The following is a 19,782-nucleotide window of genomic DNA, read 5'->3' as shown; positions in this document are numbered from 1 at the left end:
TAGGCTGGAGTTTCCCAAGCCAGAGCCAAGAGGTCGAGCATGGCAACCAATCCGCCGACTGACGATCCTGACGATCCTGAAGAGCCGATGAAGTTGGATCTGGATCCTCCCTCCGACGACTCTGCCCCGACAAGAATGGACGTCCGCACCACAGAGCCGCAGAGGTTGCCTGTAGAAGACATTTCCGGATTGCAGAAGCTCGGGATCCGGCTTGCCTGGGGAGTCCTGGGAGTCATTGCCGTATTGGCGGTGACTCTCATCTCCGTGGTGGCATACGGCGAATACAGCAGCCCTCCAGCGGAAGTTGTCGCGGTGCAGGCAGTGCTGAAACAGGCTGCAGCTCACTACGCGGCGGCAAGCTCGCCAGATGCCTTGCGTGGGGTCAATGACACCGTCGGCAAGCTGGTTGAGATGAAGCGTGCATCGCGCGATTTCTGGACGTCATACAGCCAGCTACTTCTGCTGAACATGCTTTTGCCTGTGCTCACATCGATCCTCGGCTACGTGTTCGGCACGACTCGCAGCAATCCTAGCTAGGGCCTGTTAACACTGCGGGAAGGCTCGCGCCGGCGGCATATCAATGCGTGCCACACACCCTGCGCAACGCGACCAGATTCGGGTCGCGCTGCCTCGCCCGCAGGTAGTTCAACCCGATCTGCTGGCGAACCTGGTAGCGCAACTGCAGCGGTATCAGTTCCACGCGGCCGCCGAGTGCCTCGCGCGCGCGCCCCGGCAGCAACGTGCAGCCGAGGCCGCCGCCGACCAGGTTGATCAGCGTGAAGATGTCGCCGACCTGCATCGCGAGTTTCGGCGTGAAGCCGGCGCCGCCGAACGCTGCATCGAAGCCGTCGCGCGTCGCGAAGCCCTTGCGCAGCGTGATGAAGCGCTCGCCGGCGCAGGCCCCGAGGTCGACAGCGCCGAGGCGCGCATAGCGCGAGCCGACCGGCGCGGCGAAATACATCTGGTCGTCGAACAGCGCGAAGGATTCGATGTCGGGCTCGTCCGGCGGGATCGCCATCAGCGCAGCGTCGGCCGTGCCGGCATGCAACTGCACCAGCAGCTCGGCGTTCGAGCCCATCAGCAGTTCGGTCTGCACCTCGGGGCGCAGCTGCCGCAGGTCGTTGACGAGCCGCGGCAGCGTCTGCACGCCGAGCGAATAGAGCGAGCCGATGCGGATGCGCCCGGCCGACCAGCCGCCGACCGCGCGCGCCGCCTGCACGCCGTCGTGAAGGGCCTTCACCGCAATGCGCGCGGCATCGGCCAGCGCCAGCGCGGCCGAGGTGGGCAGCAGCTCGCGGCCCTCGTGGCGGAACAACGCGCAGTCGAGCGCGTCTTCGAGCGAATGCAGCGCGCGGTGCACGCTGACCGTGCTCACTTGCAGCTGCTCGGCGGCACGCCGCAGGTTGCAGGTCTCCATGTAGGCCAGCAGCATCTCCAGCTTGCGCAGCGTGATCTCTTCCATCAGTGCCATCGCACGGTCTCTCCCCTTGTTTGCGATGGATGCTAGCGGTGGTGATCCTCCCAAACTGCTACGTGATGTTCCGTTCGTTGCAAGGCGCGCGCGGGGTGGGCCGCGGTGGCGGAAAGGCGCCGTCGCAGTGGGGCGGATAAACGAGCAGGGGCAGGTTCAGCAGGTCGTCGGTCCAGCCTGTCCCGTTGCGGGCGCGCAAGTGCGGCCTGCGGCCCCTGGCACGTTCGACCTCCACCTCGCGGCGGCGGCACGAGATCGGATCGATGAAGTACAGGCGCTGCGCATCGGTCTCGATCAGCTCGATGGCGGCGGCGACACGCAGCTGCCACATCAGCGAACCGACACTGCTGAACATCAGGCCGACGTGGGTGATCGCGCGGTGCGTGGGGTTGGTGGCGGGGTGGAGGGTGATGAAGTTGATGAGGAGGTCGGGCACGGGGCACCTGGTTTGGCGAGGGATCGGACGCCGATCGCGAAACTGCCAACGAGCGACTCATGTAGCGAATGTTATCAACTGACACGTGTCTTGAGGCAACGAGAAAGACACAGTCGGCGGCGATGCGACCCAGCCGAAATGACCTCCTCGTCCAAGCCCTGGGCGCCGTTCTGAAGGAACGGCGCAACGAGTTGACGATGACGCAGGAAGGCCTTGCCGCCGCGGCGGAACTGGACCGGCCCTACATCACGATGATGGAAGCGGGCAAGAAGCAGCCGTCGGTGAGCGTGTTTTGGAGGCTGGCGGCGGGAGTGCAACTCAGCGCGGTGGAGTTGGCGGCTCGGGTGGATGAGAAGCTGGCCGCCCTGCAGGCAGTGGCGCGCAGGGCTGGCAAGAAGGCAGCCCCCTCTCGGGAAACAAGCCCTCGCACGTCCAGTAGTTCTTGATTCTCTCGATCAAACCGCCTCAATGGCGACCTCGCTTCACCGCCTCGATCAATCGCCTAAATTCAGAGTTCAGTTGGTCGCCTTTCCACCGATTGGCGAACCGGCAAACAACTTGGAGGTTGTTCGGCTCGTAATGGCCATTGCTGTCGATGCGGTCCAGTGAGCAGAGGAACGCCTTGTCTTTCGATTCTTCGTCGAACTCAAGTTTGAGGTCCGTGATGGCGCACTTGCCATTCTGTCGAGCGATCAGATCGTTGAGCAGTTTTGCAAACTCGGCATCCGACAACTCGGCCTCCTTGACTTTGGAGACGCGAAGGTTGGCACGACCAGATGCGTTTGCTGCCGCGCGCGCCACCGTGATCATTCTCCAAATGGCTGCAGCCTTCCCTTCCTCGCGGGTTATCGCGGGCTCCTTCCGACTCTCGGCGGTCGACAGCTGCAGCGCTCTATGGAAAGAACGCACCACTTCAACGAACGCTACCCAATCAAGAACAGCGTATCGATAGAAGCCTCGGGGGTCTCGCTTCACTGGCAAACGCCGAATGATTTCGCTGATCGCATCGAACAAGCCCGGGGTGCCAAGCTCATCCGGATCCTTGAGATGCAGCGGATGCACGCTGTACTGCTGTGAGTAGAAGAGCGCCTCATTCTTCTTCTGCGAATACAGCTTCAGATATGCACCCTCATTGCCACTCTGCAGTTGGTTCCGAAGTTGGTTGAACGACCACTGCCAGCCCGCATCAACGACGGCTCGCCTGGGAGCCGACCTCTGTTTGACGTTGCTGAGAATGCAGTAAGGGTTGCGGTCGTAGTGCTCCATGTGCTCGCTTGGGCCGTCATCGTGAGGTTTGACCGGCGCACCGCAGAACACGCATCGAAACGCTGGCTTGTCGCGCCCTTCTGACTCCGCGTCATGAAGCATCTTCAAGGCGGTCTGTACATCAACTTCAAACGCCCCTCCTGGGCCATCGACCAAGCAAGTAGCTGCCATCACCATGGATACGCTCCATTTCCCAGTTGTAGGTAGATCGTTGCCGATTCCCCTTCGGACTTTCAAGCGTTACACCTCGCCGGTCAACACACCGCCCACCCGAGCCGTTGGATGCCCCATCAACGACTCCGGATGCGCCCATGCACCCCGTCACACGAATCCTGCCGCGGCTCGCCGCCGCGGCCTGCCTGGCCTTGGCCCTCACCGCCTGCGGTGGCGGTGGTGACGACGGCAGCGTCACGTTCGACATCGGCATCATCGTCGCAGGGGAACCGCTCAGCAGCGGGCACATCCACTCCGGTTCGTCGCAGAGCATCTCGGTCTATGCCGGCGAATCGCTGCAGCTCGATGCCAGCGAGCCCGTCGTCTGGTCGCTGCAGGTCGCCGGCACCTCGGTCGCCGGCAGCGGCACCACGGTGTACTACGGCGGCATCGGCGTCACCATCGACACCCTCAGCGCATCGCGCATCCTCGTCGACACCTTCGACACCCGCTCATTCACAACGCCGGTCGCGCTGACCTTCACCGCCACCTCCACCTATGACTCGGCCGTGGTGGCCGTCGTGACGGTGTACGTCTACTACTGACGACGACACGCTTCGGCCACAACCCTTCGACGGACGGGCCCTCGACAAGCTCGATCCCTGCTCAGGGCGAACGGAGCGGCGCGACACATCGCGCCGATATAGTTGCCCGCTTGTACGCAGCAGACAGGAAGGACGCGGGGCATGCGCCGATTCGAGCTGGTCGAGGGAACATCGAGCAAGTTCTGGGAGGTGGCCGTGGCCGGCAGCGACGTGACGGTGCGCTTCGGCCGCATCGGCACCAACGGCCAGACCAAGACCAAGTCGTTCGCGAGCGCCGCCGCCGCGCAAACCGAGCACGACGCACTGGTCAAGGAAAAGACCGGCAAGGGCTACGGTGAGATCGGCGTGGCCGCCGGTGCAACGCTGGCCGCGGTTGCCGCGCCGGCCGCAGCACCGGCCACACCGAAGGCCGCTGCGGCATCCCCACCGCCCGCGACGCCGAAGACGCCGCCCCCCACCCCGCCCGCCACCGACGCCCCACCGATCGACTGGCCGCACGGCGGCTTCGAATGGAACGATGCCCTGCGCAAGGCCATGCCGGTGGTGCGCGGCATCCACGCCCCCGCGTTTCCCGACGGCCGCAGCCTGCTCGCCACGCCCGTCACCGTGCGGGATCTGCAGTACAGCCACCGCGCGCAGGAGTTCGTTGAGCTGGCCTCGCAGCTGAACCGCGACTGGACGCAGTGGAACGCCGCCACCTTTCCCGGCAAGACCGGGGCCGATCGCCTGGCGCAGGCCGATCCGGACTTCTGGCTGGAGCTGTGCGCACAGTGCATGCACGGCAACGTGCTCCACCAGGGTGATATCTACGGGACCCACGGCCTCACCTGGGCCACCCACGTCGGCATCGCGCTGCACGGCGTGCCGTTCATGATCGAGATCGCACTCGACCTGGCGCGCGGCTCGCAGCCGCACGCGTTCTCGCTGAGCCGCGTCATCAGCTCGCAGTTCCAGCTGCTGCGCGCCGCCATCGCCGCCGCCGATGACGACGTGCACGATGCCGCCATCGCCACGCTCGAGCGGCAAGCCGCTGCCGCGCCGCTCGACCGGATGCTGCGCGCCGTGCTGTGCCCGCACCGCACCGACTGGGCCCTCGCCAGCATGGCCGAGGAGCCCGCGGACCACTACCTCCACCTGCGCGAGACCGTCGTGCCGGCCGATGCGATGCAGCGCTACCTGGCCGCAGCCTCGCCGACGTACTACCTGCTGCAAGGCGCGCTCGCATTGCAGATCCAGCTGCACGATGCCGGCGCCTTCGAGTTGCTGGCCGACCTGCTGCGCCGCGCCGACGACCGAGACAACAGCGAGAAGCTCACCGGGCTGGTGCTGCGCATGCGCGTGCCGCAGAGCATCCCGCTGCTGACCGAACTGATCGAACGCAAGGAGGTGCGCGCCGCACTCGACAAGCTGTCCGAACGCTACCCGGCCGCCACGCTCAACTGCGTGATCGGCCACGCGCTCGCCTCACGCTCGCGGCTCGCCGAAGGCTGGGCGGTGCGGCTCGCGTTGCGCGAACCCGCCGCGCTGGCGCAGGCCCTGCCCACGCTGGCCGACGGCGAACGCGAGCGCTTCCAGGCGCTGCTCGACGCGCTGCAGAGCGCCGAGGCCGCGCCCGACCAGCTGCCGCCGCTGCTGCGCGAGCCGCCCTGGCTGCGCAAGGCGCGCGCCGCCGACCTGCCGACGCTCGACGTCGCCGCCCACGCCACGCCGGACCGCCTCGGCTGGTCGCCCGACGAGCGCGCCCGCCACGCCGCCCACCAGGTCAACCCGTGGCGCAACAAGCAGTCGCCGAGCCCGACCGGGTACGCCCTGAACGAGCTGCAGATCACGCCAGAGGGCCAGGTGCGCGTGATGACCGGCCAGCCGCTGCTGCCCGAGGATTTCAAGATCACCAGGCAGTACTTCTACGGCCAGACACCCGAAGTGGTGCTGCTGTTCCCCGAGCCCGCCGCGCTCGCGCTGTGGAACAGCTACCCGTCGAAGCACTGGTATTCGTACAACGACACCAGCGCGCCGATCCGCGCCATCCTCGCGCGCCACGGCGAGGCCGCGGTACCGGGCTTCGTCGGCTACGTGCAGTCATATCCGGAAGCCGGGCTGCCGATCGCGATCGACGTCGACAGCGCCCAGCTCGCGCCGATCGCGCTGCATGCGCTGCGCAACCTGAAGAAGGCGAAGGCGCCTGCGATGGCCTGGCTGCGCGCCCACGCCGACACCGCGCTGACGCAGGCCCTGCCCCTCGCCTTCGGCACGGATCGAACGCTGCGCGAGAACGCGCAGTTCGGCCTGCGCTGGCTGGTGGCCAGCGGCTTCGAGGCGCGCGCCCGCGAGATCGCCGCGTCGTACGACACGTCGGACGACAACTCCCCGATGCAGCAGGCGCTGCAAGCCCTGCTCGACGCCGACCCGCTGCTGGTGCTGCCCGCGCGCATGCCGAAGCTGCCGGTGTTCTTCGTCGCGCCGGCCCTGCGCCGCCCGGTGCTGCGCGACAGCGGCGAGGCCCTGCCGACCAGCGCGATCGAGCACATCGGGTCGATGCTCGCGATCAGCCGGCTCGAAGCACCCTACCCCGGCATCGCGATGGTCAAGGAGCTGTGCACGCCGGCCTCGCTGGCCGAGTTCGCCTGGGACCTGTTCGAGGCCTGGATCGCCGCCGGCGCACCCAGCAAGGACGGCAGGGCCTTCGCCGCGCTCGGCCTGCTGGGCAATGACGAGACCGCGCGCCGGCTCGCGCCGCGCATCCGCGAGTGGCCTGGCGAATCGGCGCACCAGCGCGCGGTCACCGGGCTCGACCTGCTGGCCGCGATCGGCAGCGATGTCGCGCTGATGCACCTGAACGGCATCGCCGGCAAGGTGAAGTTCAAGGCGCTGCAGGACCGCGCGAAGGAGAAGATCGCCGCGGTGGCCGAGGCGCGCGGCTTCACCGCCGCCGAATTGGCCGACCGGCTGGTGCCCGACCTGGGCCTCGACGAGCACGGCGCGCTGGCGCTCGATTTCGGGCCGCGCCGTTTCTTCGTCGGCTTCGACGAGACGCTGAAGCCGTTCGTGAAGGACGCGCAGGGCGTGCGCCTGAAAGACCTGCCGAAGCCGATCAAGAGCGACGATGCCGCACTGGCCGACGCCGCCACCGATCGCTTCAAGCAGCTGAAGAAGGACGCCAAGGCCATCGCCAGCCTGCAGGTGACGCGGCTTGAGATGAGCATGGTCGAACGGCGCCGCTGGTCGGCCACCGATTTCAAGCTGTTCTTCCTCGATCACCCGCTGATGCGCCACCTCGCGGCGCGCGTGGTGTGGGGCGTGTACGAGGCTCGCGACGGCGATGCGGCCGGCACGTTGGCCAGCGCCTTCCGCGTCGCCGAAGACTGGACGCTCGCCGACGGCGACGACGTGCAGGCCACGCTGCCCGACGATGCGAACGTCGGCATCGTCCACGTGCTGGAGATGCCGGCGCCGATGCAGGCCGCGTTCGGCCAGGTGTTCGCCGACTACGAGATCCTGCAGCCGTTCAAGCAGCTCGGTCGCGAGACCTACCGGCTCACGCCCGACGAATTGCAGGCCACCGAGCTGAAGCGCTTCGCGGCCAGGACCGTGGCCACCGGCAGCGTGATGGGCCTGGTCAACCGCGGCTGGGAGCGCGGCGACGCGCAGGACGGCGGCTGGGTCGGCTGGTTCACGAAGCGCGTCGGCGGCGGGCTGGAGGTCCAGCTCGACCTCGACCCCGGCACCGTGATCGGCGACCTGAGTTACGAGCCGAAGCAGCGCATCCCGCAGATCGTGCTGCGCGAAGCCGGCACCTGGGCCCAGCAAGGCCATGTGAAGTTCGAGCGGCTCGACCCGATCGTCGCGAGCGAGGTGCTGCGCGATGCGGACCTGCTGGCGCCGCTGCCATGAAGAAGGCCCCGCTCGGCCTGGTGTGGCCCGACGGCGGGTTCCAGTGGACGCCGGAGTGGCTGGCGCTGCTGCCGGTGATGCGCGGCGTGCACCTGCCGTCGCCCGCGCCCTCGGGGCCGGAGAACCTGGCCGGCGCACTCGAAGCCGCGTTGGGCGGCACGCTGCCGCAGGCCGACAGCGACTGGCTCGCGCGCTTCGATCCGCTGCGCATGGCGGTCGCCTGCGCCGACGAGGCCGCCCATGAAGGCGCGCTCGCGGTGGCGCAGCGCGGCCGGACGAGCTCGTCGTCGGCCGCGCGCGCCTGCGCCTTCGTCTTCCCGCACCTCGGCGAATGGGCGGCCGACTGGCTGGCCGCCCACGGCAGGGAGATCTACCGGCACGCGGTGCTGTTCGGGTGCGCGATGCCGCCGGCCGACTTTCTGGCGTACGCCACGGCCAACCCCTGGCTCGACCACGCCACGCTGACGAAGGGCGTGCTGCTGCAACTGAAGCTGCACGGCGAGGCGGCGCTGGACGTGCTGGCGTGGTTCATCCGCACGCGGCTCGCATCGCGCGACCCCAAGCTCGGCACGCAGGCCCTCAAGCTCGCGGCGCAGATGCGGGTGCCCGGCCTGCTGCCGCTGCTGGTGGCGCAGTCGGACCACAAGAAGGTGCGCGACGCGCTGGAAAAGCTCGCGAAGACCCATCCGGTGGCCGTGCTGTCCACGGTGATCCGCCAGGCGATGGCCGGACGCGGCCGGGCTGCCGAGACCTGGGCCTTGCGGTTGGCGCATGAGTGGCCGCAGGCCTTGCCGGCGGCGCTCGAGGCGCTGGAGCCCGCGTTGCGCACCCGCTTCGAGGGCGCGGTGGCGGCGCTGAACCCGGTCGAAGCGCCTGCTGAGGCCTTGCCGCCGATCCTGCGTGAACCGCCGTGGCTGCGCACCGATCGGCCGGGGCAGTTGCCGGTGCTGGAGGTTGCGGCCCTCGCGACACCCGAGGCCCTGGCATGGACGCCGGACCTGCTGGAACGTGTGAAGGCCGCGCCTCGCCAGCTGAACCCCCAACGCGATGCGCATGGCTTTCCGGTCGAGCTGAAGCTGACCGATGCCGGCGCGCAGCGCCTGCTGGCCGGGCAGCCGCTGCAGGACGGCGACACCGCGGCGAACTCCGCCTCGATGTCGCTGCTGTTCGACGCGCCGCAGGCCGCGCAGCGGATGCTGTGGAACAGCTTCCCGCCCGAGCGCTGGATGCTCAGCCCCTGGAGCCTCGACGCCGAGCAGGTGCTGGCCCGCCTCGACGTGGCCGCCATCCCCGGCATGGTCGCGGTGCTGTCGACCCACCAGGGCAAGGGCCCGCGCATCGCGCTGCTGATGGACACGCCCTTGCTGGTGCCCCGCATGGCGAAACTGCTGCGGCAGTTCCGCATGCACCGCAGCGCCGCCGCCGAGTGGATTGCGAAGTTCCCTCGCACGATGCTGCTGCAGGCCCTGCCCACGGCATTCTCGGCGCAGCACAGCGCGGAGCGCGATGACGCGCGCTACACGCTGCGCTGGATGGCGGAGCAGGCAGGAGGGCGCAGCGCGCTGCTCGAAGCCGCCGAAGCCTACGGCGACGCGATGACGCACGCCGCCACCGTGCTGCTTGCCACCGATCCGCTGGACGTGCTGCCGGGCGAGATGCCGCCGCTGCCGGCCTTCTGCGACGTGGCCACGATGCGGCGACCGCAACTGCGTGCCGGCGGCGCGCTGGGCACCGCGGCCACCGGGCACCTGGTGCAGATGCTGATGATCGGCCAGCCCGTAGCGCCCTACCCCGGCGTCGCGCTGGTGCAGGCCGCGTGCACGCCCGCGAGCCTGGCCGACTTCGCGTGGGACCTGTATGAGGCCTGGGCCGCTGCCGGCGCGCCGTCGAAGGACGGCTGGGCCTTCCGCACGCTGGGCCTGCTCGGCAACGACGAGACGGCCCGCCGCCTGGTCCCGCGCATCAACGATTGGGCGGGCGCGCCGGGCACGCGCGGCCGCGCCGAATCCGCGCTCGACCTGCTGGCCGCGATCGGCACCGACGTGGCGCTGATGCTGCTGAACACGCAGGCCACCAAGGGCCGGCACAAGCGCGTGCAGCTGCGCGCCGCCGGGATGATCTCGGCGGTGGCCGATGCGCGCGGGCTGACGCTCGACGAACTCGGCGACCGGCTGGCACCGACGCTCGGCCTGGACGAGCCCGAGGCGGCCGTCTTCGACTTCGGCCCGCGCCGATTCACGCTCAGCTTCGACGAAAGCCTGAAGCCGATCGTGCGCGACGCGGGCGGCCAGCGCCTGAAGGACCTGCCGAAGCCGCTGAAGGGCGACGATGCCGCGCTCGCCGGCCCGGCGTCCGAGCGCTTCAAGCAGCTGAAGAAGGATGTCCGCTCGATCGCCAGCCTGGAGATCACGCGGCTGGAGCGCGCGATGCGCAACCGCCGGCGCTGGTCGCCGACCGAGTTCCGGCGCTTCTTCCTGGCCCATCCGCTGATGCGTCACCTGGCGACGCGCCTGGCCTGGGCCACCTACGACGGTGGCGTGCTCGCACAGCCCTTCCGCGTGGCCGAGGACTGGACGCTCGCGGATGCGGCGGACGAAGCGCTCGCACTGCCCGAGGCCGCGCCGATCGGCATCCTGCACGTGCTCGAACTCGATGCGCCCGCGAAGGCGCAGCTCGGCCAGCTGTTCGGCGACTACGAGATCCTGCAGCCGTTCAAGCAGCTGCAGCGCGAGACCTACGCGCTGACGCCAGAGGAGCAGCAGCAGAGCACGATCAAGCGCTTCGAGAACCGCGACGTCGCGACCGGTGCGGTGATCGGCCTCGACCAGAAGGGCTGGCAGCGCGGCGGCGCCGAAGACGGCGGCATGGTCCGCGAGTATTCGCGCGACGCACCCGGTGGCCTGCGCATCGGCCTGCGCTTCAGCCCCGGCATCTTCGTCGGCGGCGGCGTGATGGAGCCGCGCCAGTCGCTCGAGTGGCTCACGCTCGTGCGCCATTCGGCCGAAGGCAGCGTCGAAGCGGTATCGTTCGACGCACTCGACCCGGTGTCGGCCAGCGAGATGCTGCGCGACATCGACCTGCTGAATCCCGCACTCTCGCAGCCCTCGCCATGACCGAACGCACCGACGCCATCCGCAGCCAGCGCCCGCCGGCCGAGCTGCTCTACGCCGACGAGCTGGCCCAGCTCGCGAAGCACGACAGCGGCCCGGTGCCGCCCGGCTGGCGCCTGTCGATGAAGGCGGTGATGCGCTTCATCGGCGGCGCGCCCGGCATCCGCCGCAAGATCGTCTGCGCGCCCGGCCTGCTCGAGCGCGCGATGGTCACGCTGGCCTCGAACCGCGCGCTGCTGCTGGTCGGCGAGCCCGGCACCGCGAAGAGCCTGCTGTCGGAGCTGCTCGCGGCGGCCATCAGCGGCACCAGCACGCTGACCATCCAGGGCAGCGCCGCCACCACCGAGGACCAGATCAAGTACGGCTGGAACTACGCGCTGCTGCTCAACGAGGGCCCGAGCCCGCGGGCGCTGGTGCCGTCGCCGCTGTACCGCGCGCTGCGCGACGGCCGCATCGTGCGCTTCGAGGAGATCACCCGCTGCCCGCCGGAGGTGCAGGACGGCCTGCTGTCGATCCTCTCCGAACGGCTGTTGATGGTGCCCGAGCTGGCCGACGACAACGCGGTGTTCGCCGCGCCCGGCTTCAACCTGATCGCCACCGCCAACACCCGCGACCGTGGCGTCAACGAGATGTCGGCCGCGCTGAAGCGCCGCTTCGCGTTCGAGACGGTGTTCCCGATCGCCGACTACGACGAGGAACTCGCGCTGGTGCGCTCCGAGCTCGCGCGGCTGCTGGCGCAGGACCAGCTCGCGGTGCGGCCGTCCGACGACGTGCTGGAGGTGCTGGTCACCACCTTCCGCGAACTGCGCACCGGGCTCGACAAGGACGGCAACGCCGGCGAGCGCCTGTCGACCGTCGTCAGCACCGCCGAGGCGGTCAGCGTCGCGCATGCGGTTGCGCTGCGCGGCCACTACCTGCGCGGCGACGCCGGCCAGCCGGCCGACATCGTCGAGGCGCTGGCCGGTGCCGCCGCGAAGGACAACGCCGACGACCTGAAGAAGATCCGCCGCTACATCGAGCAGCGCGCGAGCCGCCGCAAGGGCGAGCACTGGCAGGCCTTCCACGCGGCGCGGCACCTGCTGCCGGAATGATGCCGGCCGGCCGGGTCCGCGTGATCGGCGTGCGCCACCACAGCCCCGCCTGCGCGCGGCTGGTGGCGCAGGCGATCGCGCACGAGCGGCCGCAGGCGGTGCTGATCGAAGGCCCGAGCGACTTCAACCCGCGCCTCGGCGAGCTGCTGCTCGACCACGAGCTGCCGCTCGCGCTGTACAGCTACGCGAACGAGGACGGGCGGCCGGCGCAGTGCTGGTTCCCGCTGCTCGACCATTCGCCGGAGTGGGTGGCGCTGCGCGCCGGCAGCGCGGCCGGCGCGGCGGTGCGCTTCATGGACCTGCCGCACTGGCGCTACCGCGCACTGCCCGATGCGCAGCGCCGCACCGCCGCCCAGCACGCCGCCCGCCCGCGTTACGCGCAGGTGGTGGCGCAGCTGTGCCACCGCTTCAACGTCGACAGCGACGACGCGCTGTGGGATCACCTGTTCGAGTCGCTGCCGGCCGATGCGCCGCCCGACGAACTGTCGAACCGGCTCGACCTGTACTTCGCCGAGCTGCGCGGCGACGATCCCGGCACCCCGCAGGACCAGGCGCGCGAGGCCCACATGGCGCAGTGGGTCGCGTGGGCCGCGTCGAACTTCGAACGCGTGCTGGTGGTGTGCGGCGGCTGGCACAAGCCGGCGCTGGAGCGCACGCAGGCCGCAGCGACGCCGGACGAACCCGACGTGCCCCAACCGGCCGACGAACGCGCCGCCGGCTGCTACCTGGTGCCGTTCGAATTCCGCCAGGTCGACGCCCTCGGCGGCTATGCCGCGGGGCTGCCGTCGCCGATGTACTACCAGTGGGTGTGGCAGCACGGCCTGCAGCCGGCCGGAGACCGCGCGGTCGCGCGCATGGTCGCGCGGCTGCGCCGGGCGCAGGTGCCGCTGTCCACCGCCGACCTGCTGGCCTTCGAGCGCAGCGCCGCCGCGCTGGCCGCGTTGCGCGGCCATGCGGTGCCGCTGCGCACCGACCTGCTCGACGCGCTGCAATCGGCCGTCGTGAAGGAAGCGCTGGAGGCACCGGCACCGTGGAGCAACGACCGCCGCCTCGGCACGCAGCACCACCCGGTGCTGCGCGAGGCACTGCTCGCGCTGACCGGCGACGGCGCCGGCCGCCTGCATGGCGACACGCCGCTGCCGCCGCTGCTGCACGACGTGCGGCAGCGGCTGGCCGCGCACGGGCTGCAGGTCGAGCGCACGCCGCACACGCTGGTGCTCGACCGCCGCCGCGCCGACGACGTGCCGCGCGCGCAACTGCTGTGGCAACTGCGCTGCCTGGACATCAGCGGCGTGCAGCTGGTCGACACCAAGGCCCCGCGCGCCGCGCGCGGCCTGGCCCGCGAGCTGAACTTCGAGGAGCACTGGCGGCTGCAGCAGACCGAGCGCTGGCACCCCGACCTGATCGAGGCCGCGGTGCACGGCGCCACGCTCGAATCCGCCGCGCGCCAGGCACTGCTGCGCCAGGTGGCCGATGCGCCCGGCGACGCCGCGGTGCTGACGCGCTGCCTGATGCAGGCGATCCGTGCCGGCCTGCTCGACATGGGCCACGAGTTCGCGCAGCAGCTGCGCCAGGGCATCGGCAGCAGCCACGACCACGGGGCGCTCGCGCGCGCCGCGCAATCGCTGGCCGCGATCGTCGAGGCCGGCTTCTGGGGCGACGACCCGCGCGACCTGCTCGAAGACACGCTGGCGCTGATGGCCGGGCAGCTGCTGTGGCTGCTCGAGGGCCGCGACGGCATCGGCAGCCCGCAGCTGCTGGAGGCCGACGTGCGCGCCGCCGCCGTGTTCGACACGCTGCTGCGGCTGCACCTGCCCACGCTAGACGGCGACTTCGTGCGGCAGACGATGGCCCGCCTCGCGCGCAGCGCGTCGAAGCCGCCGGCGCTGCGCGGCGCGGCGCTCGGGGTCGCGTACCAGCACGAGGCACTGGCGGACAGTGTCCAGGCCGCGCGCGACGAGGTGATCGCGATCACCCGCGCGATGCCGCCGCGCGACGCGCTCGGCGATTTCCTCTACGGCCTGTTCTCGTGCGCCCGGGCGCTCGCGAGCGAAAGCGACGGCATCGTGCGCGCCATCCATGCGGCGCTCGACGGCATGGGCGTCGAGGACTTCCTGGTCGCGCTGCCGGCGCTGCGCTCGGCGCTCGGCTGGTTTCCGCCGCGCGAGCGCGGCGCACTGGCGGCCCACGTCGCGCGGCTGCTCGGCCTGGATGCCGGACAGCGGCAGCGGCTGCTGAAGCTGCACGACGGCACCGAGGCGCTGCTCGATGCGCGGCGCGTCGAGGCGCAGGCGCTGGCGTGGGCCCAGCAGATCGGGCTGCTCGCATGAGGCGGGCCGAGCGCCGGGCCGCTCCCAAGCCGGCCCGCATCCCCTCGGGGGATCGATCGATGTACTCATCGAGCGAGGGGTTGTCATGACGAAGCCGCTGCCCGACCTTGATTCCGCCGAGCGCTGGCGCCTGCTGCTCGGCGAGGCCGCTGACGCGAGCCTCGGTGCGGCCGGCGGCAGCGCGGCCGCGATGGACCGCTCGCTCGCCTGGCTGTACGGCCGCGACGACCCGTCGCAGGACGGCCGCCAGGCCGACGACACGCTCGAGCGCCACGGCGGCAGCGAGGCTTCGCAGCTGACGGTGCCGGAGTGGATCAATGGCATCCACGAGCTGTTCCCGAAGGAGACGATCGAGCGCCTGGAGCGCGACGCGATCGAGCGCTACGGCATCGATGAGGTGGTGACCAACCTCGACGTGCTGGAGCGCGCGACGGCGAACCCGGCGCTGCTGCAGGCGGTGCTGCGCACCAAGCACCTGATGAACCCGCAGGTGCTGGCGATGGCGCGCAAGCTGGTCGACAAGGTGGTGCGCGAGCTGGTCGAGAAGCTCGCGAAGCAGGTGCAGCGCGCCTTCAGCGGCGTGCGCAAGCCGCAGCAGCTGAGCCTGCAGGGCGCGGCCGCCCAGTTCGCCGCGCGCGAGACGCTGAAGCGCAACCTGCGCCACTACGACGTGCAGCGCGGGCGGCTGGTGATCCAGCGGCCGCTGTTCCACGTCAACACGCGGCGCGTGCTGGAGCCCTGGCAGGTGTTCCTGCTGGTCGACCAGAGCGGCAGCATGCTGAACTCGGTGATCCATTCGGCAGTGACCGCGGCCTGCCTGTGGGGCCTGCCGGGCATCAAGACGCACCTGATCGCGTTCGACACCGAGGTGGTCGACCTGAGCGACAGCGTCACCGACCCGGTCGAGGTGCTGATGGGCGTGCAGCTCGGCGGCGGCACCTTCATCGGCAAGGCGGTGGGCTATGCGGCCGAGCGGATCAGCGTGCCGCGCCGGGCGGTGGTCGTGATCGTCAGCGACTTCATCGAAGGCATGCCGGAGCACGTGCTGATCGGCCACGTGCGCGCGCTGGTGGCGCAGGGCAGCACGGTGCTCGGGCTGGCCGCGCTCGACGAACGCGCCGACCCGGTCTATGACAAGGAGCTCGCCGGCCGGCTGGTCGAGGCCGGCGCGCAGGTCGGCGCGATGACGCCGGGGCAGCTCGCCGCATGGCTGGCGGAGAAGCTGAAGTGAGCAGCCCGGCCCGGGACGACCTGCTGCACCTGTCGCCCGAGGCGCTGTCGCATGCGGCGAATGCCGGCATCGTCAAGCGGGCGGTGCGCGAGCTGGCCGGCGGCTACCGGCCGCGGCTGGCGGTGGACGCGCAGGGGCTGCTGGAGGCGACGTTCGACGACGGCGTGTCGTGCCGCTGGCCGGCCGGCGTGGCGATCCAGGATGCGCGCTGCAGCTGCAATGCGGCCGGCGTGTGCCGCCACCGCGTGATCGCGGCGCTGGCGTACCGCGAATCCGCCACGGCGCAGGCGGCCGAGCCGCTGCCCGCCGCCGCGCCGGTGGCCGAGGCGGACGACGCGGCACTGGCCCGCGTCGTGCCGGCCGCGCTGCTGGCGGTGGCCGATGCGCAACGCGATGCCGGCATCAGCATCGAGGTGCGGCAGCGCGGCGGCGGCGACGCCTGCGACACCGCGCGCCTGCCGAGCGCCACCGTGCGCTACTGGGGCGGCGCCGCGCTCGAGGCCGCGCGCTGCGATTGCGTGCGCGCCGCGGCCTGCGAGCACGTCGCGCTCGGCCTGTGGGCGTTCCGCGCCGCGCGGGCGCAGGACGCGGCGGCCCCGCAGCTCACGGTGCGGCTCGGTGTGGCGGGCCGCGCCCACGCGGTCGAGCGGGCGCCCTTCGAGCAGCTGGTGGAAGCGATCGTGCGGCACGGCGTGTCGCAGGGGGCCGACGCGTGGATGCAGGGCCTGTCGACCGCGCGCATCGCATCGGCAGAGGCGGCGTGGCTGTCGCTGCTGCTGGCCGACCTGGAGACCTGGGGCGAGGGCTACGCGAAACGCCGCGCGCTGTACGACGCCGCGCAGGGCGTGGACCTGCTGGCCGAGCTGGGCCTGCGGCTGGCCGCGGGCGGCCTGCCCGGCCATGCCGGCGCGGTGCTGGGCATCGGCCAGGCCGGCGAGACCGCGCTGGACCGGGTCCGGCTGATGTGTCTGGGTGCGCGCACGCAGCGCGACGGCGAGGCGCGCCGCAGCACCCTCGTGATGGCCGACATCGACACCGGCACGCGCCTGGTGCTGGCGCATGCCTGGCAGGTGCCCGAGGCGCGGCGTGCCGACGAGGCGGCGATCCGTGCCGCCGAGCGGCTCGCGCCCGGCGTGCTGCTGGAGGCCCTGGCGCGCGGTCAGCTGCTCGCGCAGCAGGCGGCGCGGCGGCCCGACGGCAGCGTGCGGCTGGCACGTGCGCGCAGCTCGCAGAACAGCGTGCTGCCGCAGGCGGCCGACTGGGCGCAGCTCGGCGCGCCGGTGCGCTTCGACAGCGTGGCGGCGCTGCGCGCCGAGCAGCAGGCGCACCCGACGGCGGCCTTGCAGCCGCGGCATGCGGCCCGGCGTTTCATCGTGTTCAGCCCGGCCGAGGTGGAGCCGCCGGCCTACGACGCCAATGCGCAGGGCGTGGCGGTGCTGCTGCGCGATGCACAGGGCGCGCCGCTGCTGGTGCAGCGCTTCCACGAACGCCATGTGCCGCACGCGCTCGATGCGCTGGCCGCGGCCGCGAGCGGGCGGCACGGCGCACTGCGCCACGTGGCGGGCGTGCTGGGCTGGCAGCACGGCGTGCCGAGCCTGGAGCCGTGGGCGCTGGGCTGCGAGGGCGGGCTGCTGGTGCCGGATTTCGCGGTGGCAAGCGGCGCACTGGGCGCGTTGCCGCTGGGCAGCGCGCAGCCGGCGGGGGCCGACCCGTGCACGCTGCAGCTCGACGCGCTGCGGCAGCACCTGGCGACGCTGCTGCACCACGGGCTGTCGCGCCTGCCGCGCGCATGGGCCGGTGAATCGGCACCGCTCGCGCGCCGGCTCGAGGCGGCCGGGCTGCGCGAGTTGTCGCAACGGCTGCAGGCCCTCACCGGCGAGGCCGCCGCAGCGCAGGCCGGCCCCGGCGATGCGCCGCTCGCGCCGGCGCTGCTGCAGCTGCTGGCGCTGCGACAGTTGCATGAGGATGCGGCGCTGCTGGAGCGCAGCGACTACCAGTCGCCGTAGGTCGCGACGATGCCGCGCAGCAGCGCGTTGCGCTCCGCGCCGAGGTGGTTTCCGCTCGCGTCGCCCGAGGCATCCTTGCCGACCGCGGTGTGCACCACCACCAGCTTCAACGCCGGGTCCACGAGGATCGCCTGGCCGTACACGCCCTGCAGCATGAAGCGGCGCTGCCGGCCCGGCAGCAGCCAGGTCTGGAAGCCGTAGCCGAAGTAGCTGCTGCCGTGGTACTGCATCTGGCCGGGCCGGAAGGCCTCGGGTTGCCGCGCAGGGTCGGTCATGTCGAGCAGGTGCTCGCGCGACACCACCGCGGCACCGTTCACCCGGCCATCGGCGGCCATCATCATTCCGAGCCGCGCGTAGTCGCGCAGCGTCGCGTTGAAGCCGCCCTGCGCGAGCTCCACGCCATCGGCCGGGTTCAGCAGCCAGCTCGCCGCCGCCTGCGCGCCGATCGGCTTCCACAGGCGCTCGCCGACGTAGGCGCACAGCGTGCGGCCGGTCGCACCGCGCAGCACCAGGCCCAGCACCTCGGTCTGCGCGCCGGCGTAGTTGAAGCGCTGCCCCGGCGGGTCGCTGCGCTCGGTGACCTCGCGCACCGCCTGCGCGATGCCGGCGCGGCGCGCCGTGGCATTGAAGCGGGCGCGATCGTCGTCCGCCGTGTAGTCCTCGACGTAGCGCGCGCCGGACGCCATGCGCAGCAGGTCGACCAGCCGCGTGCCGCCGTACAACGTGCCCTTCAGCGCAGGCGCATAGGCCTCGGCCGGGTCGTCGAGCGACTTCACCAGCCCGTCTTCCAGTGCCTTCATCACCGCCAGCCCGGTGATCGTCTTCGCCATCGAGTTCGACAGCATGCGCATCGCCGGCGTGCGGCCGTAGTTGTAGCGCTCGGCGACGATCTCGCCGTCCTTCACCACCAGCAGGCCGGTGGCGCGCTGGTGCTGCATGTAGTCGTCGAGCGTCAGCCGCTGGCCCTGGTAGCGGTAGGTGAACGGCGTCTCGGTGGCCGCGGCCTTCAGTGCGACCGGCTCGTCGGCCGGCGCCAGCATGCACGACGGGTTGAAGCTGTCCATCGCGCTGAACGACCCGACCAGCCACGGCTCCTGATACGCCTGCCGCAACGTGCGGGCCGCAGGGTAGCCGGCGGCCCGGCCGAGCGCCGCCTCGTCGGGCGCCGCGAGCGCGACCAGCGGAGCGAGCAGCAGCCATGGCAGGTGATGTGGACGCATCCGCCGATTGTCGGCCGCGATGGCCGCGCCGTAACGCTTCTTTACGCGCATGTCATGTCAACGCATGTCCTGCGTGTTCGTTCATTACCGCAACTAACAAGACACCAAACAACCTGAGCCGTCATGCCGATCTTCTGTTCGGCATGGGATGGGCGGAGCCTTGTCGGTTGCCCCTCCAACTCTTCTTCATATCATCATGCAACTATCACGCACCCCTTCGTTCCTGTTGATCGCCGGCCTCTGCGCCACGCTCGCCGCCTGCGGTGGCGGTGGCGATGACTGCCCGCCGGCGGCCGACCCGCCGGTCGAGACGCTGCCCGGCGTCAGCGACTGCTTCACGGTCAAGCCCGGCCTGCGCTACACGATCTCCGATCCGGACAAGACCTATGTCGCCAAGTCGGTCTTCTACACCCAGGAAAAGTTCGACGGCGCCGTCCATCCGGTGCAACTCCAGTACTTCGATGTCGAAGGCACCTCGCGCGCCTCCGCGCAGTACTTTTCGGTCGACGCCGACGGCGTGCGCTTCTGGGGCGACTACGACTACACGCCCGAGGGCGTGCAGGCCACGAAGTCGGTCTACACCGGCTTCCTGGTGCCGAACACGCTGGCCCCCCAACAGACGATGACGTTCAAGTACACCGACAACAACTACTTCACCAACGGCGGCTTCCTGGCCGAGGCCGAGCAGGAGACCTGGACCTTCGAAGGCCACGAGACCTTGACGATGGCCGGTCGCACCTTCCCGAACGCCTGCCGCTTCAAGATCCTCGACGACACCCTGCCGTCCTTCGGGACGACCGTGATGTGGGTTGCGCCGGGCTACGGACCGATCCAGTACCAGTTCTTCAATGTCGATGGCACGGACAGGGGCGTGCGCAACCTCGCCACCGTGACCGAACCCTGAGCGGCACGCGGTCATTCGCGTGAAACGTAATGTGTCGGGGCGCCGGGCCGACACACAGGTCTACGAAG

Annotated in this window: 14 protein-coding genes; 10 read left to right on the top strand and 4 right to left on the bottom strand. The window is 70.7% G+C overall.

All coding sequences use genetic code 11. The annotated features are described in order from the left end of the window. Positions 1–39 precede the first annotated feature (39 nt). On the top strand, positions 40–537 hold the full coding sequence (locus ASC98_RS24520; RefSeq protein WP_157598222.1) for a hypothetical protein: 498 nt from the start codon (positions 40–42) through the stop codon (positions 535–537). Between the two features lie 40 nt (positions 538–577). On the opposite strand, the gene ASC98_RS24515 is transcribed toward ASC98_RS24520, so the two are convergent. Next, positions 578–1,471 carry a LysR family transcriptional regulator gene (locus tag ASC98_RS24515; protein ID WP_056820535.1) on the bottom strand — a complete coding sequence of 298 codons (894 nt, stop codon included), beginning with the start codon at positions 1,469–1,471 and terminating at the stop codon, positions 578–580. Positions 1,472–1,529: 58 nt separating this feature from the next. After that, entirely contained in the window at positions 1,530–1,907 is a 378-nt protein-coding gene (locus ASC98_RS24510; protein ID WP_056817001.1) for a hypothetical protein, read from the bottom strand. Positions 1,908–1,975: 68 nt separating this feature from the next. Between ASC98_RS24510 and ASC98_RS24505 the strand changes: the two genes are divergently transcribed. Next, a complete protein-coding gene (locus tag ASC98_RS24505; protein ID WP_235582409.1) occupies positions 1,976–2,353 on the top strand; it encodes a helix-turn-helix domain-containing protein in 378 nt (125 codons plus the stop codon). Between the two features lie 19 nt (positions 2,354–2,372). Here ASC98_RS24505 and ASC98_RS24500 read toward each other — a convergent pair whose 3' ends face one another. Beyond that, positions 2,373–3,350: a hypothetical protein gene (locus ASC98_RS24500; RefSeq protein WP_157598224.1), complete on the bottom strand. Its 978-nt coding sequence runs from the start codon at positions 3,348–3,350 to the stop codon at positions 2,373–2,375. Between the two features lie 134 nt (positions 3,351–3,484). Here ASC98_RS24500 and ASC98_RS24495 point away from each other — a divergent pair, with 134 nt between their 5' ends. The 7 genes from ASC98_RS24495 to ASC98_RS24465 all read left to right on the top strand — a co-directional run bounded on the left by ASC98_RS24495 (position 3,485) and on the right by ASC98_RS24465 (position 17,590). Beyond that, on the top strand, positions 3,485–3,931 hold the full coding sequence (locus tag ASC98_RS24495) for a hypothetical protein (RefSeq protein ID WP_056816994.1): 447 nt from the start codon (positions 3,485–3,487) through the stop codon (positions 3,929–3,931). Between the two features lie 141 nt (positions 3,932–4,072). After that, positions 4,073–7,822: a DUF4132 domain-containing protein gene (locus ASC98_RS24490; RefSeq protein ID WP_056820532.1), complete on the top strand. Its 3,750-nt coding sequence runs from the start codon at positions 4,073–4,075 to the stop codon at positions 7,820–7,822. Next, positions 7,819–10,935, top strand: a complete 3,117-nt coding sequence (locus tag ASC98_RS24485; protein ID WP_056816987.1) for a DUF4132 domain-containing protein — start codon at positions 7,819–7,821, stop codon at positions 10,933–10,935. The genes ASC98_RS24490 and ASC98_RS24485 overlap by 4 nt, the downstream gene beginning before the upstream one ends. Next, the gene (locus tag ASC98_RS24480; protein ID WP_056816984.1) at positions 10,932–12,023 is read left to right on the top strand and encodes an AAA family ATPase; all 1,092 of its coding nucleotides are present in this window, start codon (positions 10,932–10,934) and stop codon (positions 12,021–12,023) included. The genes ASC98_RS24485 and ASC98_RS24480 overlap by 4 nt, the downstream gene beginning before the upstream one ends. Beyond that, positions 12,023–14,353: a DUF5682 family protein gene (locus tag ASC98_RS24475; protein WP_157604845.1), complete on the top strand. Its 2,331-nt coding sequence runs from the start codon at positions 12,023–12,025 to the stop codon at positions 14,351–14,353. The genes ASC98_RS24480 and ASC98_RS24475 overlap by 1 nt, the downstream gene beginning before the upstream one ends. A gap of 85 nt (positions 14,354–14,438) precedes the next feature. Then, positions 14,439–15,584: a VWA domain-containing protein gene (locus ASC98_RS24470; protein ID WP_056816978.1), complete on the top strand. Its 1,146-nt coding sequence runs from the start codon at positions 14,439–14,441 to the stop codon at positions 15,582–15,584. Next, positions 15,581–17,590 (top strand): hypothetical protein, encoded by a 2,010-nt coding sequence (locus tag ASC98_RS24465; protein WP_056816976.1) that lies wholly within the window; start codon positions 15,581–15,583, stop codon positions 17,588–17,590. Before ASC98_RS24470 ends, ASC98_RS24465 begins: the two co-directional genes overlap by 4 nt. Here the strand turns inward: ASC98_RS24465 and ASC98_RS24460 are convergent. Beyond that, the gene (locus ASC98_RS24460) at positions 17,575–18,810 is read right to left on the bottom strand and encodes a serine hydrolase (protein ID WP_056817447.1); all 1,236 of its coding nucleotides are present in this window, start codon (positions 18,808–18,810) and stop codon (positions 17,575–17,577) included. The two genes, ASC98_RS24465 and ASC98_RS24460, sit on opposite strands and share 16 nt — an antisense overlap. A gap of 196 nt (positions 18,811–19,006) precedes the next feature. On the opposite strand from ASC98_RS24460, the gene ASC98_RS24455 reads away from it, so the two are divergent. Further along, a complete protein-coding gene (locus ASC98_RS24455) occupies positions 19,007–19,714 on the top strand; it encodes a hypothetical protein (RefSeq protein WP_157598226.1) in 708 nt (235 codons plus the stop codon). Positions 19,715–19,782 lie beyond the last annotated feature (68 nt).

This window comes from Rhizobacter sp. Root1238 (assembly GCF_001425825.1).
In the GTDB taxonomy this organism is placed as follows: domain Bacteria; phylum Pseudomonadota; class Gammaproteobacteria; order Burkholderiales; family Burkholderiaceae_C; genus Rhizobacter.
Note: the sequence above shows the minus strand (reverse complement) of the source record. Positions and strands in the feature narration are given on the sequence as shown.